Genomic DNA, 15,735 nt, shown 5'->3' on the forward strand with positions numbered 1-15,735 from the left:
CAACCGCCGATCCGCAGCGGTTACTCCTTGATCCAGCCGCAAGCCTGCTGGATGGACGCGGTGTGATCCGACTTCGCGGTCGGCAGCGCCGTGCCGGCGGGCGCCTGGCCACCGGCGGACCCGGTCGAGCCGGTCACGTCGCTGCCCGCACCCGGCGTCGTGGTGGCGCTGCTGGCGGTGTCGACGCTGGCGCAATGGGAGCGCACCCGGGCCTGCTGGTCGCTGGTGAGCGTGTCCCAGTTGGAACGCACCTCGGTCTCCGGGCGCAGCGTGCCGGTCTGCGGGTCGCTGAAGAAGGCATCGCCGATGGCGCCGTCCCAGCCCATCGGAAGGCCAGAACTGGTGCTGGTGCCGGCCGCTGCCGGGTCCGTGCCGGTCTGCGGCGCGGTCTGGGCCACGGCGCCGGTGGCAAGACCCAGCGAGAGCGAGGCGGCGATCAGAAACTTGCAAGACATGGACAGTCCTCCTGGTGTGTGGAGCCCTGCCAACACGTGGAGGCGGGTTATGTTCCGAAAGATCCGGCTGGGGACGACATTATTTGTCGGCTCGATTTTTCGGCTCGATTTTTCGGCTCACTGGCAGGTGGACAGGAAGAAGATGCCGGCAAAGGAAAAAACGCTGGCGCCAAGCGCCGCGACCGCCGCGAAATAGGCGAGCGTGTAGAGAAAGCCGCGGTCCTTCCAGCGCCTGAGCACCGCGACCACGGCCGCGCCCGCCGCCAGGTGCACCAGGAAGATCGCCGCGAGCTGCAGCCGCTGCAGCGACACCCCGCCGAGACTGCCGAGCGCGATCTCGTGCCAGCCGAAACGGCAGCCGACCGACAGCATGGCGTAAAGCGCGACGAAGGCGGCCGCCCAGACCGTGAAGCCGGCCCCGAGAAGAAGGATGCTGCGCGGTCTCACGAGCCCGCCCCCCCGGTTGCCGCCAGCCAGGCGAAGGCGAAGGAGGCACTGATCCCGATGAGGCCGGTGGCCGCGGCATAGTCGTGCCAGACCCGGCCGATGCGAAGGTCGAGGCTGCGCGCCGCCGACAGGAAGCCGGCCCGCCAGCGCCAGAGCCCATAGGCAGCAAGCAGCGCGCCGAAGCCGGCGCGAAGGCCGCACAGGGCAAGCAGAACCAGCGCCGTCGCGTTGTGCGCATGGGCGGTGGGCACCGGCACGCTTGCTGCCATCAGCGCGAACAACAGCGCCGCCCCGCCATGGGCGAGCGCGCAAAGGGCAAGGCGCAGGGTGGGCGAGCGCTGCTGAAGCAACGAGGCAAGACCGCCCCGCCCGAACAGCGCGGCAAGCACCAGGAGACCGCCGCAGGTGGCGGCAAGCAGCGGATCGGGCATGGCCGGGCGGGCCGGCGGCCATTGCGGGGCGACCAGCCACAGGAACAGTCCGCCGAACACGAGCGAGGAAAACAGCGTCGCCTCGGCGGCGCAGGTCAGCACCATCGCCCACCAGGAGGGCGGGCCATCGGTCTCCCAATGCGGGCGGGCGGAGGCGCCGTTGCCGATGGGAAGCGCGCCGGTGTCCTGCCGCGCGCCGGTGGCGCCGGTCCAGGCCAGCAGCGAGACGACGACCGCTGCAAAGGCGACCAGCGCCAGCCAGTAGAGCTTGGCAAGCAGGAACAGGACCAGGGCGGCGGTGAGAAGCCCGCTCCACAGCGGCAGGAAGCTCTGGCGCGGCAGGACGATGAGCTGGTCCGGCCGGCCGGCGACCATGTCGACGCCGAGCGTCTCCATCCAGCCATTGCGGGTGAAGCCGAGATAGCCGCGCCCGCCGGCAAGCCGCGCCCCCTCCGCGTCGGGCGCCAGCCGGTCGCCGCGCTCCTCGATATGCGGCAGCGAGGCGAAGCCGTAGGAGGCCGGCGGCGTCGGCATCGCCCATTCCAGCGTGCGCGCGCCCCACGGATTGCGCCGAAAACGGCGGCCGAAGCGCATGTGCACGACGAGGTCGACGACGAAGAGGGCAAAGCCGATGGTCATGACGAAGGAGCCGACGGAGGACAGCAGGTTGAGCCAGTCGAGCCGCGCCTCGACCGGGTAGCTGTCGACCCGGCGCGGCATGCCGCGCAGGCCCGTCAGGTGCATGTGCAAGAAGGTGAGGTTGAAGCCGAGGAAGATCAGCCAGAACGCGGTTTTCGACAGCCGGTGCTCGGCAAGCCGCCCGGTGAAATGCGGCAGCCAGTAATAGGTGGCGGCCATCATCGGGAAGACGAAGCCGCCGACCAGCACGTAGTGCAGATGCGCGACGACGAAATGCGTGTCGTGCGCCTGCCAGTTGAACGGCACCATCGCCAGCATGACGCCGGTAAGCCCGCCGACGACGAAGATGAAGAAGAAACCGCCGAGATAGAGCATCGGCACGTCGAAGCGCGGCCGCCCCGCCGCGAGCGTCGCGATCCAGGCGAAGATCTGCACCGCGGTGGGAATGGCCACCAGCCCGCTGGCGGCGGAAAAGAAGGCCAGCGCCAGATGCGGGATGCCGACGGTGAACATGTGGTGGACCCACAGGCCGAAGGACAGGAAGGCCATGGCGATCACCGCGAGGATGACGGCGCGGTAGCCGACCAGCTCGTGCCGGGCGAAGGTCGGGATCATCATCGAGATCGCCCCGGCCGCCGGCAGGAAGATGATGTAGACCTCCGGATGGCCGAACAGCCAGAACAGGTGCTGCCACAGGAGCGAGTCCCCGCCCCTGGTCGGATCGAAGAACGGCAGGTCGGCGGCCCGCTCCAGCTCCAGCAGGATCGAGCCGAGGATCAGCGGCGGGAAGCCGAACAGCATCATCAGGGCGGTGATCAGCAGGTACCAGGCCATGATCGGCATGCGGGCAAGGCTCATGCCCGGCGCGCGCACCTTCAGCACCGTCACCGTGATCTCGATGGCCGCCGACAGGGCCGAGATCTCCACGAAGGTGATGCCGAGCAGCCAGACGTCGGCATTGATGCCGGGCGAATAGGTGGAGGAGGACAGCGGCGTGTACATGAACCAGCCGCTGTCCGGCGCAACGCCGGCGAGCATGGCGAGAAGCAGGATCGAAGCGCCGAAGATGTAGCACCAGAAGCCGTAGGCGGTGAGGCGCGGGAAGGCGAGATCGCGCGCGCCCAGCAGCTTGGGCAGCAGGTAGATCGCAAACCCCTCGAACATCGGGATCGCGAACAGGAACATCATCACCGTGCCGTGCATGGTGAAGAGCTGGCCGTAGATCTCCGGCCCGACGAAACCCGTCCCGGAGGTGGCGAGCTGCACCCGGATCAGCATGGCGAGCAGCCCGCCGACGCCGAAGAAGAAGAAGGCGGCGAGAATGAACCGCTTGCCGAGGATGGTGTGGTTGACGGCGCCGAGCTGCTGCCAGCCGGCCGGCGTGTCCCAAAGGGCGGCAAGCTCCCGGTGCAGGCGGATCGGATTGGCGGGGAGCGGTGCGGGGGTCTTTTCCCCCTGCGGCGGCACGTTCCGGCTCATTGTCCGCCCTCCCCGTCCGGCGCCGTGTCCTGCCGCGTGTCGTCCGATGGCCCAACGATCCGCGCAAAGGCGTCCGGTTCGTGCGCCTCGACGGAAAAGCGCATCGGCGCATGGCCGATGCCGCAATATTCGGCGCAGACCCCGCCATAGGTGCCGGGCCGGTCTGCCCTGAGGCGGATGACGTTGACATGGCCGGGAATGGCGTCGAGCTTGCCGCCGAGACGCGGCACCCAGAAGCCGTGGATGACGTCCTCGCTGGTCAGGACGATGTCGACATCGCGCCCCGCCGGCAGATGCAGTAGGTCGTCGGTCTCGTACCCGCCGGGATAGCGGAAGCGCCAGGTCCACTGGCGGGCCACCGCCTCGATGCGCAGCGCCTCGCCCCGGCCGACCACCAGAACCCGTTCGCCCAGCGCAAGCGCCGCCGTCACAAGGCCGGAGAGAATGACCAGCGGAACGACGAGCCCGCCCCACAGGATCAGCCGCGCCTCGCCGAAACGGCGCAGCCAGGCGGGGCGGACGAAGGCCAGCATCAGGACCGAGGCGACGACGAGGAAAATCGCCGTTCCGGCCGCGAGCATGACCCACCACAAGGTGCCGATGCCACGCGCTGCCGGCCCCTCCGGCTGCAGCGCCGACAAGGGCCCGGCGCAGGCCGAGAGGGCGAGACCGCCGGCCGCAATCGCGCCGAAGCGGAACAAAACCCCCGCACCGCGACTTGTCCTGACAAAGGAAGGGACACCATGAACGAAATGGACGACACGGACAGCCCGGTCATCGAGGCGGTGGCCGACGAGCCGGTCGCCTCCACCGTTGCCGTTGCAGGGCACCCGCTGCACGCGATGAGCGTGCATTTCCCCATCGCCCTGGTCGTCGCGACGCTGGGCTGCGACGTGTTCTACTGGTGGTCCGGCGATGCGTTCTGGCTGCGTGCCGGCCTGTGGTCGGCGGGCATCGCCTTCTTCGCCGGCGTGGGGGCGGGACTTGTCGGGACCGCCGAGCTGCTGCTGGTGTCCGGCATCCGCATCCGCGTGGCGAGCTGGACCCATGCCGTTGCCGCGATGATGCTGATCGCGACCGCCGGCACCAACTGGGGCCTGCGGCTGACCGACCCCGATGCGGTGCTGCCGCAAGGCCTGATGCTGTCGGTGCTGGCCAGCGTCTTCACCGGGCTGGCGGGCTGGCATGGCGGCAAACTCGTGTTCGATCACGGCATCGGCCTCATCATCTCCGAAAAGGATTGAACGCGCCGGCAAGACGGCGGAGCCCGCCGGGCTCGGACAGGATGGCGGGGAGCAGGTCCGCAAGGTCCGGCTTGGCGAGCACCACGACGAGGATCGCGGCGGCCGTGACCGAGACGGCCGCCATGGCGACCATTCCCCGCCAGAGCGGATAGGCGCTGCCCCGCCGGAACAGCCCGATGATCACGGTCCCGGCCAGGACGTGCAGCGCGACCAGGACCGCGACGAAGGCGAGCTTGAGCTGGAACCACGCATCGAAGGTCTGCCGCAGGAACACCAGCGCGGTGCCGCTGCCGACGGCGAGGAAGGCCGCCGGGGAGACGATCGCCACATAGAGGAACCGCACGGTGACGTGCAGGGAGTTGAAGGCGGTCTCGTCGCGCATATGGGCGCGGCGCAGGTAGAGCCCCGGCAGGCAGAACAGCCCGGCGACCCAGACGGCGATGGCGGCGATGTGCAGCGCCTTGACCCACAACATCAGCGCACGCGCCGCGAGGCGGGCGCCAGCTGCACGGAGAGCAGCAGGAGCGCGCCCGCCAGATAGGGCAGCGAGGCGGGAACCCACATGATCAGGCCGGCAAGCTGCTGGTCCGCGAGCGGCGACAGGCCGAAGGGCTGCGTGGTGAGCGAATGCGCCGCATAGAGCGGCGTGCGGGCGAAGGTGAGCAGCGCACCGAGCATGCCCATCTGCACCATGGTCGCAAGCAGCGCGAACACGGCAGAGCCTAGATGGGCGGACGGCGCGAGCACCGCGCGCCACAGGGCGAAGGCCGCACCAAGCAGGCTGAGCTGCATGGTCCAGTAGGGCAATGCGCCGACGATGGCGACGTCATAGACCTGCGGCACATGCCAGAACCACAGCAGCAGCGCGTTGAGCACGGTCAGCACGCTGAGCGGCAAGGCGGGCGCGGGCAAACGGACGCTGCGAAAGGCGAGCGCCAGCAACGGCGCGGCAACGCCGATCAGCAGCGCATGATGGGCGACACGGGCGGAAAACAGCGAAACGGTGAGGGCGCAAAGGGGCGAGAGAAACAGCAGCGCCAGCACGCCGGTGCCGGCAAAGGCCATCCCCCGTCCGTTCCGCCGGCCGGACGCGGCGTGGACTGCAAGAATGGCCGCGCACAGGCCGAGCGCGACCGGATCGAAGTTCCAGGCAAAGAGCAGGGTCTGCGGCGCTGGCGCCGGTCCGCAATAGACGTCTGGCATATCGGTTTCCCCCTCGCGGTCGAAACCGAAACGCCTTTCCGGCCGGATTGTTCCCGAACCTGCAGCGGGCAGAGCGAAGAAACGGGCCCGTCAGGCCCGTTTCGTTCCCGCTTCACCCCTTGCCGGGACCGCCGTTTTCCGGCTTGCCGCCGCGCTTGTCGTGCTGCTCGGCCAGCGCTCTCTCCAGCTGATGCGCAAGGTCGAGAAGCCGGTCCGGTACGGGCTCGTTTTCGACGTTTTTCAGAAGATCGGCGAAATAGCGCCCGCCCAGCGGGCTGGGCTGGTTGGGCTGACGTGCCTTGCCCGGACGGCTCTTCCTGGAGTTGTCGTCATCAAAGGTCATGTCGATCCTGCATTCCTGCGCCTCGTTCCCGGCGCCTCGTTCCGCCGCCATCGCGGCCTTGGCGAGCAGGTCACCATAGACCTTGCCCGACCAGGCGGGCATATCGCCCCGCCCTTTCCATGCATCTCGTGCATGTTGCGGTGGATTGTCGGTTTCGTCCGGATTGGGCAAAGGGTCCTCGTCCGGCAGCCGCCCGGGATCCGGCTCGCGCACGGGCGGGGGTGGAAAGGGCGTCGGCGTCGGTGTCGGCCCCGGCTCGGGACGGGGGTTTTCGATGCTCATGGCTCTGCCTCCTATCGCATAACCTGAGCCGGCCCGGCTTGTTCCCGCCGCATGCGATCTTTTCCCGGCAGCGAGACGGGCTCGCCCAGGACCCGGCCGACCCAGACCTGCTTGGCCACCACCAGGCAGACCACGGCGAGCGGCGTTGCCAGCAGGACCCCCAAGGGTCCGAACAGCACGCCGAAGGCGAGCAGCGCGAACATCGTCACGGCGGGAGGAAGCGAGACGGCCTGCTGCTGGATCAGGGGGTTGAGCACATTGCCCTCGAACTGCTGGACCGCGAGATAGAGCAGAAAAACCCAGATCGCCGTCGAGGTGTCGACCGCAAGAGCGAGCGCGACCGCAGGCGCAATGGCCAGAACCGGGCCGAAGAAGGGGATGAACTCCAGGATGCCGGCGATAAAGGCGAGCGCCAGTGCCGCCTCGATCCCGATGGCCCAAAGACCCAGGAAGATCAGCGTGCCGACCACCACCATCGAGGCGAGCTGACCCAACAGCCAACGCTGCAGCGCGCTGCCCAGCGCATCCATCGTGGCGGCGGCGCCCTTGCGCGCCCGCCGCGGAAACAGCATCAGCAACCCGCCGCGGTAAAGACCCGGCCGATAGCCGATGTAAAGACCGGCCGCCGCGACCAGGACCACATTGGCAAGCAGCGTGACGGCCCAGCCGGAGAGGCCGGCGATCCGGCTCATCACCGCCCCTTCCGAGACCATGGCCTCCGCCCGCTCGACCAGCCATTCGCCGACATCGCCGCTGCCGAGCCAATCCTCCACCGGCGCCAGCAGCTCCGGCAGCCGGTCGCGCAACTCCAGCAGCTGTGCCTGCAGCTGGGCGCCGAGCACGGTGACGAAGAGGGCCACCGCCAGCACGGCCGTCACCGTGGCGACGACGAAGGACCAGCCCTCGCCAAGGCCCGTCGGCCGCGCGACAATGGCGGAAAGGCTGCGCAGGACGATGGCGAACAGGATGGCGGCAAAGACCAGGAGCAGCAGGCTGCGCAGGTACCACAGGGCCAGCGCGGCGACGATGATGAGGGTGACGGCGACGAGCCGCTGCGTGAAGCTGCCGAGGGCGACAGGAGAGGATTGCACGGTCATCGGCAGGCCGCCCCCCTCCGGTTCGCGGATCGGTCCCTGACCTGGTCCTTCGGCGTCCCCGTTCCTGGCGGCCAACTGTCGATGATGCTCATTGCGGCGTCCCCGTTTGCGGTTCTGGTTCGGGAGCACAACTGCCGGGCGCGCCAAATGTTCGCGCAGGACCGGAGGGAACATTCGCGCGGGCAATCAGTTGAAAGGGCTGCGACACCCGGGTGGGAGAGAGAAGATGCCCGCAAAATCCAAGTCCCAGCAGAAGGCCGCCGGCGCCGCCCTGTCGGCGAAACGCGGCGAGACCGACAAGAGCGACCTGAAGGGGGCCTCCAGGGAAATGGTGGAGTCCATGACCGAGAAGGAACTGGAGGAGCTGGCCTCCACCTCCCGCAAGGGCAAGCCCGACCACGCGTCCAAGTCGTAGGACCCCAGGTCACAGGAGACGGACATGGTTCAAAAAGACAGGCGGTTTTTCGGCGAGGCCCCCGAATTTCTTTCCGAGCGCGCGGCCGCCGCCGAGATGGAACACCAGGTGGCCTCGGCGCTGGCGAACGACGGCACAGTCGACGCCTCGGACGTGACGGTGACCGCCGATCACGGCGGCATCACCCTGGCCGGAACGGTGGCCAGCACGCAGGAGATCGCCAGGTGTTCGCAGATCGCCCTGGAGATCGGCGGCGTGCGCCACGTTCGCAACATCATCGGGATCTGGGGATCGAAGATGTAGGGAGGGCCGTGAAAACCTCGCCCGCTCCCGCAAGCTGCCGCCCGCAAGCCGAGAAGGCCCGACCTATTCGGTCGCGCCCTCCGGCTCGCGTTTCAGCGTCTCGTCCGGCAGCACCGGGGATGAGGGTTCGTAGCGCTCGCCGCCGGAAGTTGCCTCGGCAGCCGGCTCCTCGGGAGCGAGCGCCGCCTCCCGGTAGATGTCGAGCCCCCACCAGGCGATCAGCGCCAGCACGAGCGACACCACCAGCAGGATCAGGATGCGGGGCGAGCCCGTTCCCTGACGTGCCCTGCCGGGCGACACTTCGAGCGGTTCGGTTCGTTTGTTCTGGTTCTCGGCCATCCTGTCTCCTTTGCGTTGACGATCATGGGTTGACGGGGTCACGCCCCTTTCGTCAGGCCGCGGGCAGCGGCGGCCTCAGCCGAAGCCGAGGAAGGAAAGAATGGCGAGAACGACCACGATGAGGCCGACGAGATAAATGATGTTGTGCACGGACTTTCTCCTCGTTGCTGAATGCCCTCTCTCAACGCCGCGACCGGCCGGGTTGTTCCATCGAGGCCGGCGCGCGCTCCCTCACACCTCGTCGAAACGCCCGCCTTCCCGCGACGGATTGCGGTCGATCACCGCCTCTGCCTCGTCGTCCGGCAGGGCCTCGTCGCTGCGCTGATACGGATTGTCGGCCTCCTCGCCGGGCAGCTCGCCATCCGGCTCGGCAAGCGGCAGCTCGGGGAGCGGCCGCCCGTTTTCGTCCGCCGGAACCCGGCCGGCGAAGGGCGCCGCGCCTTCCAGCGCGGCCCAATCCTGCTGCTCCAGCTGCGGGCCGTCCTCGCGCGTTTCCTCTTGCGCCGGACGGGCGGGTTTCTTCAGCGGATCCATTTCGTGTCTCCTCAAGGCTCCTGGCGAAGGAACAGTCCGGCAGGCAGCAACGCGCCGGACCTATTCCCCCCATCAAACTCCCCTGATGAACCCGGAAAGGGCGGGCAATGTTCCCCCGCCGGTCTTCCTCGTTTCGGCACGCGGTTCGGCGCATGAGGATTTTTGCAGCTTTCCGGAACCTCGGCGGCTCCTGACGGTTCGGGAGGCGACAAGACCGGAAAGGAGACCCCCATGGGCACATGCCACCAATGCGGAAACGACTACGACAAGTCCTTCGAGGTGACGATGGCGGGCAAGACCTATGTCTTCGACAGTTTCGAATGCGCCATTCACGCGCTCGCGCCGAGCTGCGCGCATTGCGGCTGCCGGGTGATCGGCCACGGCGTCGAACAGGGCGAGACGATCTATTGCTGCGCCCATTGCGCCGCCCACGAGGGCGCGACCGACCTGACGGACAGGGTGCCCTGACCGCCGGCCGGCGGGCGGAACAAATCGGCCGCCGGCGGCGTTGGTCATGTAACCGGACATCCGCCAGCTCCAGCAGGAAGCTTCGCTCCATGACCCAATTGTCGAGCCCTCCATCTCCCGTTCCCCCAAGCGACATTCCCTCGGCCCTGGCAGGCACGGCCGCCACGCCGGACGCCTCCGCGCATCTGGAGGAGACCGGCGGCGATGCGGAGACCGGCCGGCTGGTCATCGTCTCCAACCGCGTCGCCAACCTGCGCAGCACCGGCCAGGCCGGCGGCCTGGCGGTCGGGCTGGCGGAAACGCTGAAGGAGCGGGACGGCATCTGGTTCGGCTGGAACGGCGCCCCCGACGGCGTCACCGGAGGCGAGGTGCAGGTGGAGCGGGTCGGCCCGGCCGAGCAGGTGACGGTGCCGCTGTCGCCGAAGGACGTTGCCGGCTACTATCTCGGCTATGCCAACAGCGTGCTGTGGCCGCTCTTCCACTACCGGCTCGACCTCGTCGACTACCGGCCGGCCTTCTACGAGAGCTACCAGCGGGTCAACGAGACCTTCGCGCGGCAGCTGGCGCCCTTCCTGAAGGACGACGACCTCATCTGGGTGCACGACTATCACCTGATCCCGCTCGCCCGCTGCCTGCGCAAGGCCGGTTGCCGCCAGCGGATCGGCTTCTTCCTGCACATCCCCTTCCCCCCGCCCGACATCCTGGTGGCCTCGCCCAACCATGCCGAGCTGGTCGAGGCGCTGCTGGACTACGACGTGATCGGCTTCCAGACCCAGGCGGATGCGGTCAACCTGAAGGCCTATCTCGCCGAGCGCAGCCCGGCCGTGCAGCTGGACGACACCCGGTTCCGCGTCGGAACCCGCACGGTGACGATCGACCGCTTCCCCATCGGCATCGACGCGAAGGGCTTTGCCGCCATGACCCGCGAGGCGGACGACGAGGTGCAGATCGACCTGATGCGCCGGCAGGTGCTCGGCCGGCGCCAGATCATCGGCGTCGACCGGCTCGACTATTCCAAGGGCCTGCCGGAGCGGCTGAAGGCCTTCGACCGGCTGATGGCGCAGCATCCGGAGTTGGAAAAATCGGTGACCTATCTGCAGGTCGCCCCGCCGACCCGCGAGAAAGTCGGCGCCTATGGCGACATCCGCGCCGAGCTGGAGGCGCTGGTCGGCGCGATCAACGGCCGGCTCGCCGACTTCAACTGGACGCCGATCCGCTACATCCACCGGAGCGTCGACCGCGCCAAGCTGGCTCCCCTGATGCGCGGCAGCCAGGTCGGCTTCGTCACCCCCTTGCGCGACGGCATGAATCTGGTCGCCAAGGAATACGTGGCGGCGCAGGACCCGGCCGATCCCGGCGTCCTCGTCCTGTCGCGCTTTGCCGGAGCGGCCGAGGAGATGCACGAGGCGCTGCTCGTCAACCCCTACGACATCGACGAGATGGCACGAACGCTCTACCAGGCGCTGACCATGCCCCTGGCCGAACGCCGGCGCCGCCACGAGGCGCTGCTCGACCATGTCATGCGCCACGATGCCCGCGCCTGGCAGGAGGCGTTCCTCGCCGCCCTCAGCGGGGCGACAGGCAGCGCCGCACGCCCGCAGCAGGCGCCGTCGTAAAGCCGAGCGGTACCCGAGAGGAGAGACCAGGCGCATGACGGCACGGGCCATCTGGAAGGGGCATCTCAGCGTCGGCGAGCTGTCCTGCGGCATCGCGCTCTATTCCGCCGCGACCACGTCCGAGCGCATCTCCTTCCACTATGTGAACCGCAGGAGCGGCAACCGCCTGCGCCGGGAGTTCGTCGACGAGGCGACCGGCAAGCCGGTGGAGCGCGACGACCAGGTCAAGGGCTACGAGACGGCGAAGGATGCCTATGTGGTGCTGGAGCCGGACGACATCGCCGATGCGGTGCCCAAGGGCGACAAGACGCTGGAAATCTGCGAGTTCATCGCCTGCGACGATGTCGACACGGTCTATTTCGACAAGCCCTATTTCCTGAAGCCCGCCGACGAGGCGGACGAGGAGGCCTTCGCGCTGATCCGCGAGGGCATGCGCGCCAAGAAGGTCGCAGCGCTCGCCCGGGCGGTGCTGTTCCGGCGGGTCCGCTCCATGCTGATCCGCCCGCGCGGCTGCGGGTTGCTCGGCCATACGCTGCATTTCGACTACGAGGTGCGTGCAGCGGGCGAGGCGTTTAACGACATTGCCGACATCGCGATCACGGGCGAGATGCGCTCGCTGGCCAAGCACATCATCGAGACCAAGACCGGCAGCTTCGATCCGTCCGCCTTCGACGACCGCTACGATGCGGCCCTTGCCGAGCTGGTCAAGGCCAAGGCCGAGGGGCGCGAGATCCCGAAACCGAAGGCGCAAGACGAGGCCAAGGTGGTCGATCTGATGGAGGCGCTGCGCGAAAGCGCGGCCGCCGCCGACAAGCAGAAGAAGACCGGTCGGAAGAAGCCCGGAGAGAAACGCGCCGCCCCGCAAGGGCGCAAGGCGGGCTGAGCCATGTCGCTGGAAACCTATCGCCGCAAGCGGGATTTCGCCGCGACGCCAGAGCCGAAGGGAGAGCCGGAGGGAAAGGCCTCCAGGGGCGCCGCGAAGCACAGTTTCGTCATCCAGGAGCATCACGCCCGGCGGCTGCATTACGACCTGCGGCTGGAGCTCGGCGGCGTCTACAAGAGCTGGGCGGTGACGCGGGGGCCGAGCCTCGTCGCCGGGGTCAAGCGCCTCGCCGTCGAGGTGGAGGACCACCCGCTCGCCTATGGCAGTTTCGAAGGCACGATCCCGAAGGGCGAATACGGCGCCGGCACGGTGACGATCTGGGACAAGGGCAGCTGGGCGCCCGAAGGCGATGCTGAAAAGTCCCTCGCCAAGGGGCATCTGGAATTCACGCTGTCGGGCAACAAGCTGAAGGGCCGGTGGCATCTGGTGCGCATGGCCCGCAAGGGCCGGGAAAAGCGCAACAACTGGCTGCTGATCAAGAGCGAGGACGAACACGCGCGGGACGAAGATGCGCCCGATATCCTGGACGAGGACGGCACGGCCGAGGCGGCCGACCGGGAAAAGCCCGCCGCGACCGTCAAGGGCTCGAAGACGGCGAAGATGCCGGACTTCGTGCCGCCGCAGCTGGCGACGCTGAAACGGCACGCCCCGACGGGCAAGGGGTGGATCCACGAGATCAAGTTCGACGGCTACCGGCTGCAGGCGAGGATCGAGGACGGCAAGGCGGTGCTGCTGACCCGCAGCGGGCTCGACTGGACGGAGCGGTTCGGCCCCAAGGTCGCCGAGGCGCTGGCCGCCCTCCCCGTGCAGCAGGCCGTGCTCGACGGCGAACTGGTGGTCGAGGCCTCCGGCGGGGCCTCCGACTTTTCCGCGCTGCAGGCCGATCTCAGTGCCGGCCGCACGGACCGTTTCGTCTATGTCGCCTTCGATCTTCTCCATCTCGACGGCCGCGACCTCACCGGCGTGCGCCTCGATGCGCGCAAGGCCGCGCTGCAACGGCTGCTGGGCACAGCGCCGGAGGTGCTGCGCTACAGCGAGCATTTCGAGGAAGACGGCGAGATGGTGCTGCGCCATGCCTGCCGGCTGAGCCTGGAAGGCGTGATCTCCAAGCGCGCCTCCGGCCCCTATCGCTCCGGCCGCAGCAAGGACTGGATCAAGTCGAAATGCGGCGAACGGCAGGAGATGGTGATTGCCGGCTATATGCCCTCCTCCACTTCGGACGAGGCCATCGGCTCGCTGATGCTCGGTGTTTATGAGGACGGCAAGCTGCGCCATGCCGGGCGGGTCGGCACCGGCTTTTCCCGCGCCGTCGCCGAGGACCTCTACAAGCGCCTGCACGCGATCGAGCGCAAGACCTCGCCCTTTGCCGAGCGGCTGGATGCCACCGCCCGGCGCGGTGTCCGCTTCGTCAAGCCGGAGCTGGTCGCCGAGGTCGAGTTCCGCAGCTGGACGGCGGACCGGCGCGTGCGCCACGCCTCGTTCCGGGGCCTGCGCGAGGACAAACCCGCGCGCGACGTCACCCGCGAAGCGCCGGCAGGCAGGGACGATCCCCCGGCGCAGCCGCGGCCGAGCATCAAGCTGACCCATCCCGACCGGGTCTACTGGGCAGACGCCGGCGTGACCAAGGAAGGGCTTGCCGACTATTACACGCAGGTCTGGCGCTTCATGGCGCCGCTGGTCGTCTCGCGCCCCCTCGCCCTGCTGCGCTGCCCGCGCGGAACGGCGCAGAAATGCTTCTTCCAGAAACACGCGTGGAAGGGCATGAACGGCGAGATCCTGACCCGGCAGGACCCGCTCGGCGAGGAGGGCGACAGCCTGATCGCCATCGACTCGCTGGATGGGCTGATCGGCCTCGTCCAGGGCGCGGCGCTGGAGATCCATCCCTGGCAGGCCTCGCTCGACGATCTGGAGAAGCCCGACCAGGTGGTGATCGACCTCGATCCGGGCGAGGGCGTCGACTGGCCGGTGATGCTGGACGCCGCCCGCCAGGTGCGGGACCGGCTGCAGGATGCGGGCCTCGTGCCCTTCGTCAAGACCACCGGCGGCAAGGGCCTGCATGTGGTCGCGCCCTTGAAGCCGAAGGCCGGCTGGGACGAGGTGAAGGGCTTTGCCCGCGACCTTGCCGATGCGATGGAGGCGGACGATCCGGAGCTTTTCATCGCCAGGTCGACCAAGGCGGCACGCAAGGGGCGGATCTTCGTCGACTACCTGCGCAACGGGCGCAACAACACCGCCATCGCGCCCTATTCGTCCCGTGCCCGCGAAGGCGCGACGGTCGCGATGCCGCTCGCCTGGGACGAGCTCGACCCGTCCATCGGCTCCGGCCATTTCACGGTCGCCAACGCCATGGCCCGGCTCGACAGCCTGGACGAGGACCCCTGGGCGGATTTCCGCAAGGCGGAGGCACCGCTGAAACCGAAGGCGGGCAGGAAGCGCAAAGGCTAGTGTGGTGAATTTGAAATACGCCTCACTTTGGCAGCACACCCAGAGCGTATTTCAAATTCGAAAACCACACTAGAAACATAAACTTGCCAGTCACCCTTTTAAATCTGAAGTTCGTTCAGAGCATGCCGCAAAATGCGACGAACTTCAGATTCGGGTGACTAGCGGCGCGATTTGCCTGTTGATTTCTTGTCCGCCCCCTTTTCCGCCGCAACGCTCTTGCGCAGGGCGTCCATGATCGACACCACGTTGCCGGATGTCTCCTGCGGCGCATCGCCCTCGTCGTGTTTTGCAGACTTGCGGGGCGCCTTCGGCTTCTGCTTGCGCTTCTTCGCCGCGATGATCGCCTTCAGGCGCTTCTGCACTGGATCGCTGACCATCTCGCCGGACCAGTCGGCCGTGCGCTCCTCGATCAGCTTGCCGATCAGCTTCAGCGCCTTGGGCTCGGGCCGGGATGTGTCGATGTCGGCGAAATAGTCCTCCGCCTCGCGGACCTCGTCGCCGTAGCGCAGCGTCCACACGACGATGCCCTTGCCGCGCGGCTCCAGCATCACCGCCCGCTCGCGGCGATAGAGCACCAGCCGGGCGATGCCGACCGTGCCGGTTGCGGCCATCGCCTCGCGGATGACGGCGAAGGCCTCCTCGGCGATCTTGTCGTCCGGCGTCAGGTAGTGGGCGTCGTCGAGATAGATCCAGCCGATATCCTCGCGCGGAACGAAGGTCTCGATGTCGATCATGCGGGTGCTGTCGAGCGCCACCGCGTCGAGCTCCTCGTCCTCCATCACGATCAGCTTGTCCTCGGAGACGGGATAGCCGCGCCGCTGGTCCTGCTCGCGCACCGGCTTGCCGGTCTTCTCGTCGACATAGCGGCTCTCCACCCGGTTGCCGGTGGCGCGGTTCAGCGTGTGGAAGCGGATCTTCTTTCGCGTGGTGGTGGCCGGCATCATCGCCACCCGGCAGGTGACGAGCGAAAGCCGCAGATAGCCCTTCCAGAAGCTGCGCGGTGCCATGCCGTTCTCCCCTCTCGCCTGCCGAGCCAGTCCCAGGACAGGCCAAAGAACCCGAACGCGCCGGGGCGGGTCCGTGTTCCCTGCTTCGCCGTCGAGCGGAACACG

General features: G+C 68.1%; 18 protein-coding genes. 7 read left to right on the top strand and 11 right to left on the bottom strand.

What is annotated here, in order from left to right:
- Window positions 1-20 precede the first annotated feature (20 nt).
- The 4 genes from GH266_RS08900 to coxB all read right to left on the bottom strand — a co-directional run bounded on the left by GH266_RS08900 (window position 21) and on the right by coxB (window position 4,152).
- Window positions 21-455, bottom strand: coding sequence for a hypothetical protein (locus GH266_RS08900; RefSeq protein ID WP_158193582.1), 435 nt, complete (start codon window positions 453-455; stop codon window positions 21-23).
- A 117-nt stretch (window positions 456-572) separates the two neighbouring features.
- Window positions 573-902 carry a hypothetical protein gene (locus GH266_RS08905; RefSeq protein WP_158193583.1) on the bottom strand — a complete coding sequence of 110 codons (330 nt, stop codon included), beginning with the start codon at window positions 900-902 and terminating at the stop codon, window positions 573-575.
- Window positions 899-3,451 (bottom strand): cytochrome c oxidase subunit I, encoded by a 2,553-nt coding sequence (gene ctaD / locus GH266_RS08910; protein WP_158193584.1) that lies wholly within the window; start codon window positions 3,449-3,451, stop codon window positions 899-901. Before ctaD ends, GH266_RS08905 begins: the two co-directional genes overlap by 4 nt.
- Entirely contained in the window at window positions 3,448-4,152 is a 705-nt protein-coding gene (gene coxB / locus GH266_RS08915; RefSeq protein WP_244953800.1) for a cytochrome c oxidase subunit II, read from the bottom strand. Before coxB ends, ctaD begins: the two co-directional genes overlap by 4 nt.
- A 51-nt stretch (window positions 4,153-4,203) precedes the next feature.
- On the opposite strand from coxB, the gene GH266_RS08920 reads away from it, so the two are divergent.
- Window positions 4,204-4,695 carry a DUF2231 domain-containing protein gene (locus GH266_RS08920; protein WP_425329567.1) on the top strand — a complete coding sequence of 164 codons (492 nt, stop codon included), beginning with the start codon at window positions 4,204-4,206 and terminating at the stop codon, window positions 4,693-4,695.
- Here the strand turns inward: GH266_RS08920 and GH266_RS08925 are convergent.
- The 4 genes from GH266_RS08925 to GH266_RS08940 form a co-directional block, all read right to left on the bottom strand.
- Complete coding sequence (locus GH266_RS08925) at window positions 4,676-5,170, bottom strand: CopD family protein (protein ID WP_158193587.1); 495 nt, start codon at window positions 5,168-5,170, stop codon at window positions 4,676-4,678. The two genes, GH266_RS08920 and GH266_RS08925, sit on opposite strands and share 20 nt — an antisense overlap.
- Window positions 5,170-5,898, bottom strand: a complete 729-nt coding sequence (locus GH266_RS08930; protein WP_158193588.1) for a cytochrome c oxidase assembly protein — start codon at window positions 5,896-5,898, stop codon at window positions 5,170-5,172. The genes GH266_RS08925 and GH266_RS08930 overlap by 1 nt, the downstream gene beginning before the upstream one ends.
- A gap of 112 nt (window positions 5,899-6,010) precedes the next feature.
- Window positions 6,011-6,523 (bottom strand): hypothetical protein, encoded by a 513-nt coding sequence (locus GH266_RS08935; RefSeq protein WP_158193589.1) that lies wholly within the window; start codon window positions 6,521-6,523, stop codon window positions 6,011-6,013.
- An 11-nt stretch (window positions 6,524-6,534) separates the two neighbouring features.
- A complete protein-coding gene (locus GH266_RS08940; protein ID WP_158193590.1) occupies window positions 6,535-7,620 on the bottom strand; it encodes an AI-2E family transporter in 1,086 nt (361 codons plus the stop codon).
- Between the two features lie 226 nt (window positions 7,621-7,846).
- Here GH266_RS08940 and GH266_RS08945 point away from each other — a divergent pair, with 226 nt between their 5' ends.
- Window positions 7,847-8,035, top strand: coding sequence for a DUF3008 family protein (locus tag GH266_RS08945; protein WP_158193591.1), 189 nt, complete (start codon window positions 7,847-7,849; stop codon window positions 8,033-8,035).
- A 24-nt stretch (window positions 8,036-8,059) separates the two neighbouring features.
- Window positions 8,060-8,338 (top strand): BON domain-containing protein, encoded by a 279-nt coding sequence (locus GH266_RS08950; RefSeq protein ID WP_158193592.1) that lies wholly within the window; start codon window positions 8,060-8,062, stop codon window positions 8,336-8,338.
- A 63-nt stretch (window positions 8,339-8,401) separates the two neighbouring features.
- Here the strand turns inward: GH266_RS08950 and GH266_RS08955 are convergent, their stop codons facing one another.
- Both GH266_RS08955 and GH266_RS08960 read right to left on the bottom strand, forming a co-directional pair.
- Window positions 8,402-8,677 carry a hypothetical protein gene (locus tag GH266_RS08955; RefSeq protein WP_158193593.1) on the bottom strand — a complete coding sequence of 92 codons (276 nt, stop codon included), beginning with the start codon at window positions 8,675-8,677 and terminating at the stop codon, window positions 8,402-8,404.
- A gap of 231 nt (window positions 8,678-8,908) precedes the next feature.
- On the bottom strand, window positions 8,909-9,211 hold the full coding sequence (locus tag GH266_RS08960) for a hypothetical protein (protein ID WP_158193594.1): 303 nt from the start codon (window positions 9,209-9,211) through the stop codon (window positions 8,909-8,911).
- 231 nt (window positions 9,212-9,442) lie between these two features.
- Between GH266_RS08960 and GH266_RS08965 the strand changes: the two genes are divergently transcribed.
- The 4 genes from GH266_RS08965 to ligD all read left to right on the top strand — a co-directional run bounded on the left by GH266_RS08965 (window position 9,443) and on the right by ligD (window position 14,623).
- Window positions 9,443-9,679: a hypothetical protein gene (locus GH266_RS08965; protein ID WP_158193595.1), complete on the top strand. Its 237-nt coding sequence runs from the start codon at window positions 9,443-9,445 to the stop codon at window positions 9,677-9,679.
- An 89-nt stretch (window positions 9,680-9,768) separates the two neighbouring features.
- Window positions 9,769-11,295 carry an alpha,alpha-trehalose-phosphate synthase (UDP-forming) gene (locus tag GH266_RS08970; RefSeq protein WP_158193596.1) on the top strand — a complete coding sequence of 509 codons (1,527 nt, stop codon included), beginning with the start codon at window positions 9,769-9,771 and terminating at the stop codon, window positions 11,293-11,295.
- A gap of 34 nt (window positions 11,296-11,329) precedes the next feature.
- Complete coding sequence (gene ku / locus GH266_RS08975) at window positions 11,330-12,178, top strand: non-homologous end joining protein Ku (RefSeq protein WP_158193597.1); 849 nt, start codon at window positions 11,330-11,332, stop codon at window positions 12,176-12,178.
- 3 nt (window positions 12,179-12,181) lie between these two features.
- The gene (ligD, locus tag GH266_RS08980) at window positions 12,182-14,623 is read left to right on the top strand and encodes a DNA ligase D (RefSeq protein WP_158193598.1); all 2,442 of its coding nucleotides are present in this window, start codon (window positions 12,182-12,184) and stop codon (window positions 14,621-14,623) included.
- Window positions 14,624-14,781: 158 nt separating this feature from the next.
- On the opposite strand, the gene ku (GH266_RS08985) is transcribed toward ligD, so the two are convergent.
- Window positions 14,782-15,630 (bottom strand): non-homologous end joining protein Ku, encoded by an 849-nt coding sequence (ku, locus tag GH266_RS08985; protein WP_158193599.1) that lies wholly within the window; start codon window positions 15,628-15,630, stop codon window positions 14,782-14,784.
- Window positions 15,631-15,735: the final 105 nt, after the last annotated feature.

Source organism: Stappia indica (assembly GCF_009789575.1).
In the GTDB taxonomy this organism is placed as follows: domain Bacteria; phylum Pseudomonadota; class Alphaproteobacteria; order Rhizobiales; family Stappiaceae; genus Stappia; species Stappia indica_A.

Coding starts and splice junctions, on each gene's coding strand:
- GH266_RS08900 (WP_158193582.1), bottom strand. CDS start 455: ATGTCTTGCAAGTTTCTGATCGCCGCCTCGCTCTCGCTGGGTCTTGCC.
- ctaD (WP_158193584.1), bottom strand. CDS start 3,451: ATGAGCCGGAACGTGCCGCCGCAGGGGGAAAAGACCCCCGCACCGCTC.
- GH266_RS08920 (WP_425329567.1), top strand. CDS start 4,204: ATGGACGACACGGACAGCCCGGTCATCGAGGCGGTGGCCGACGAGCCG.
- GH266_RS08925 (WP_158193587.1), bottom strand. CDS start 5,170: ATGTTGTGGGTCAAGGCGCTGCACATCGCCGCCATCGCCGTCTGGGTC.
- GH266_RS08930 (WP_158193588.1), bottom strand. CDS start 5,898: ATGCCAGACGTCTATTGCGGACCGGCGCCAGCGCCGCAGACCCTGCTC.
- GH266_RS08935 (WP_158193589.1), bottom strand. CDS start 6,523: ATGAGCATCGAAAACCCCCGTCCCGAGCCGGGGCCGACACCGACGCCG.
- GH266_RS08940 (WP_158193590.1), bottom strand. CDS start 7,620: ATGACCGTGCAATCCTCTCCTGTCGCCCTCGGCAGCTTCACGCAGCGG.
- GH266_RS08945 (WP_158193591.1), top strand. CDS start 7,847: ATGCCCGCAAAATCCAAGTCCCAGCAGAAGGCCGCCGGCGCCGCCCTG.
- GH266_RS08950 (WP_158193592.1), top strand. CDS start 8,060: ATGGTTCAAAAAGACAGGCGGTTTTTCGGCGAGGCCCCCGAATTTCTT.
- GH266_RS08955 (WP_158193593.1), bottom strand. CDS start 8,677: ATGGCCGAGAACCAGAACAAACGAACCGAACCGCTCGAAGTGTCGCCC.
- GH266_RS08960 (WP_158193594.1), bottom strand. CDS start 9,211: ATGGATCCGCTGAAGAAACCCGCCCGTCCGGCGCAAGAGGAAACGCGC.
- GH266_RS08965 (WP_158193595.1), top strand. CDS start 9,443: ATGGGCACATGCCACCAATGCGGAAACGACTACGACAAGTCCTTCGAG.
- GH266_RS08970 (WP_158193596.1), top strand. CDS start 9,769: ATGACCCAATTGTCGAGCCCTCCATCTCCCGTTCCCCCAAGCGACATT.
- ku (WP_158193597.1), top strand. CDS start 11,330: ATGACGGCACGGGCCATCTGGAAGGGGCATCTCAGCGTCGGCGAGCTG.
- ligD (WP_158193598.1), top strand. CDS start 12,182: ATGTCGCTGGAAACCTATCGCCGCAAGCGGGATTTCGCCGCGACGCCA.
- ku (WP_158193599.1), bottom strand. CDS start 15,630: ATGGCACCGCGCAGCTTCTGGAAGGGCTATCTGCGGCTTTCGCTCGTC.